Here is a 2,884-nt window from a genome sequence, read left to right as displayed (position 1 = left end):
CTGGTCAAACAATGCGATTGCGGGGCACCGAGCCAAAGGAACAAGCTTAAAAAAGCGGGTTGGTGCGATGATTATCGGGCAAGAGTTTTCTTTGGATGAATAGCAGTCAAAGTATGCTCGTGCCCTGGGGGCACACATAGCAGTCCTGCTGCTTGTCATAGGTAAAATGCTTCTTCTGGAAGACGTTCGGCCCCTTATTCGAGCGGCGGTAACCGATTATCGGGATGACGCCTAACTGTTCCGTTAAATAACAGACTGGGGCCGTAAAATAGCCCGCATCCAGCCCAACCGCGAGGGGAGCCAGGGAGAATCGTTTGAGCTGACGCGCCAGACGCCCAATAAAGGGCTGGCTGTCGTGGACATTGCCCGGGGTGGCGTAGGTATCGGTGATGATGCCGACTTTTCCATCCACGCTACGGTGGTCAAGGTAAAAGAACCCCCTGGGTTTGTTGGTCCGGTGCATAAATCCGCTTTCCGGATCGGGGATACTGACCTTCGTCTTTCTCTGCCGTTCCTTAAGGGCTGGCTTTAAGCTTTTTTCCGGCAATAGCCCGGTCTTCATTGACCGCGTTATCCAGCTCGTTAAGATAGGCGCTGAGGGGAACCGACCGCATCGCCTGCTCAGATTTATGTGGATTGGCACTGGCTTTCAGGTGGGTACTGTCCGTATAGAGTACCCGTCCACCCACCAGCCCTCTGGCGATCGCCTGCTCAACAATGTGGTCAAAAATCTGCTGGAAGACCTCGCTGTGATTGAAACGGCGGCGGCGGTTTTGGCTCAGGGTCGAAGCATCAGGCACCTTCTCAGTCAGTCCGAGGCGCAGAAACCAGCGATAAGCTACATTAACCTGAATTTCCTGTACCAGACGGCGTTCACTGGGAATGCCAAATAAATAGCTCAGTAACATCATCTTAAGCAACATAACGGGATCGATAGCCGGTCGGCCATTATTATGACAATACAAAGGCGCGACTCATTCGCGGATAAATTCGAAATCAATAGCGGCATCGATTTTACGGACCCGATGATTTTTGGGTACCAGCTCGTCAAGCGAAAGCGTTTCTGGCGGGAAAGTCTGAGGAGGCGGTGTTCTTAACATGGCGGCAAGCTCCGTTTGGTGAACGGAACTTAATTAAAACAAAAGGCCGGATAAAAAACCAGCACTTTGTCAATAATCTGAAAGCCCAAAGGGCTTTAGGGCTGGCTACTGCGACGTATCCTGACTGAATTGATATTTGCCTGTAAAATAGGCTAAAATGAATGCACTCTATCAATGAGCGCTGAATATGTTAAGAGCGACCAATTTCAACACAAACTCTCTCGAACAATGGTTGACGAAAACCAAGCGGTCATTGTTGAGACGCTGAAATCGGCCAACATAATGAAGGATCACCACCTTGCCCACGCTATCGGGGATGCGGGCTGACATGGCTCCCTCATGAAACTGGAATACAAAGCCGCGGCGGCAGGTGTTCACCTAGTCAAACTGGATCAGTGGTTCGCCAGCTCGAAAACCTGCCATGGCTCCGGTCACAAAATGCCAGAACTGCCGCTAAATAAGCGGATCTGGCAATGCCCGGTTTGTCATGTCGAACATGACCGCGATATTAATGCGGCGATCAACATCCAGCGCAAGGGCACAACAGAATTACGGGCGGCGGGACTCATCGTTTCTGCCCACGGAGGCCAGCGTAAATCCGTCATAAAGACGGTGGCGGCCTGAAAAGTGGGAAGCCTCGCCGTTTTTTGCGGCGGGGAGCAGTCACAAAGAAAGGTTTTATTGCTATAAGATCGAATAACATTGAGAACTGAAAAATGTGTAACAACATCAATGATGAATTCAAATCGATGGCAACATTGGCTTTACGAACCAGACAATATTTGGGAACAAATTTTCCAAGTGAGATCATCTCTGGAGAAAAGGTTCGCATAAGAGGATTTTTAGTGTAAAGGCAAATCCGTTTTTCTTACAAAGTTCCATTAGAAAAAAGGCGCCGACCAAGAAGCCAGCGCCTTATCAATAATCTAATTCAAGTAGCGTATATGGATCACCAATATTATGAACTACCCTAGTTGCCACTTAACTTATAACTGGCAGGGGCGGAGAGACTCGAACTCCCAACACCCGGTTTTGGAGACCGGTGCTCTACCAATTGAACTACGCCCCTAAATTAAGGTGGCGGTGCGGACGGGGCTCGAACCCGCGACCCCCGGCGTGACAGGCCGGTATTCTAACCAACTGAACTACCGCACCACCGAATTCTCTTTGATTTATATCGCTGCTACGACATAAAACTTTAATATCAAACTTAGCAGCTCATAAACGGCTTTCCTGCCGTTTGCCCTTCGGACCATCGCCACTCGCGACGTTCAAACCCGTTCCAGACGGAGTTTGTCCTACTCTCTGCTACTTTTGCCTCATGTTGCTTTGCTGTCGCAACACAATGCTAAATTAAAGCCTGGCAGTTCCCTACTCTCACATGGGGAGACCCCACACTACCATCGNAATAAAATGATACAGACCCTGATATGCAAAAATCCCCAGCGTTCGCTGAGGGTTTCTACGGTATTTAAAGCCTGGCAGTTCCCTACTCTCACATGGGGGGACCCCACACTACCATCGGCGCTACGGCGTTTCACTGCTGAGTTCGGCATGGGGTCAGGTGGGACCGCCGCGCTATCGCCGCCAGGCATATTCGGTTTATTCCAGGCGGCGCGTCTCTTCTTCCGCAACCACCCGCTTCAATCTGTTCAACAAGCTGAAAATTTATCTCTCTACGCCCTGCCGACACCAAAACACCTTCGGCGTTGTAAGGTTAAGCCTCTCGGTTCATTAGTACTGGTCAGCTCAACGCATCGCTGCGCTTACACACCCAGCCTATC

2 tRNA genes, 1 rRNA gene and 2 pseudogenes are annotated in these 2,884 nt (G+C 50.3%); 1 reads left to right on the top strand and 4 read right to left on the bottom strand.

Features of this window, described 5'->3' with window-relative positions:
• Nucleotides 1–109 precede the first annotated feature (109 nt).
• Nucleotides 110–1,100: pseudogene (locus AAC155_RS23915) on the bottom strand (IS1182 family transposase); the annotation flags it as partial.
• A 204-nt stretch (nucleotides 1,101–1,304) separates the two neighbouring features.
• Here AAC155_RS23915 and AAC155_RS23910 point away from each other — a divergent pair.
• Nucleotides 1,305–1,724 (top strand): annotated as a pseudogene (locus AAC155_RS23910) (RNA-guided endonuclease InsQ/TnpB family protein); the annotation flags it as partial.
• A gap of 369 nt (nucleotides 1,725–2,093) precedes the next feature.
• Here AAC155_RS23910 and AAC155_RS23905 read toward each other — a convergent pair.
• From AAC155_RS23905 to rrf, 3 genes are all read right to left on the bottom strand, one after another.
• Nucleotides 2,094–2,169, bottom strand: a tRNA-Trp gene (locus AAC155_RS23905).
• A gap of 9 nt (nucleotides 2,170–2,178) precedes the next feature.
• Nucleotides 2,179–2,255, bottom strand: a tRNA-Asp gene (locus tag AAC155_RS23900).
• Nucleotides 2,256–2,576: 321 nt separating this feature from the next.
• Nucleotides 2,577–2,692 (bottom strand): 5S ribosomal RNA (gene rrf / locus AAC155_RS23895).
• Between the last annotated feature and the right edge of the window lie 192 nt (nucleotides 2,693–2,884).

It is taken from the genome of Photorhabdus sp. HUG-39 (assembly GCF_963878365.1).
GTDB classification, from domain to species: domain Bacteria; phylum Pseudomonadota; class Gammaproteobacteria; order Enterobacterales; family Enterobacteriaceae; genus Photorhabdus; species Photorhabdus kayaii.
Note: the sequence above shows the minus strand (reverse complement) of the source record. Positions and strands in the feature narration are given on the sequence as shown.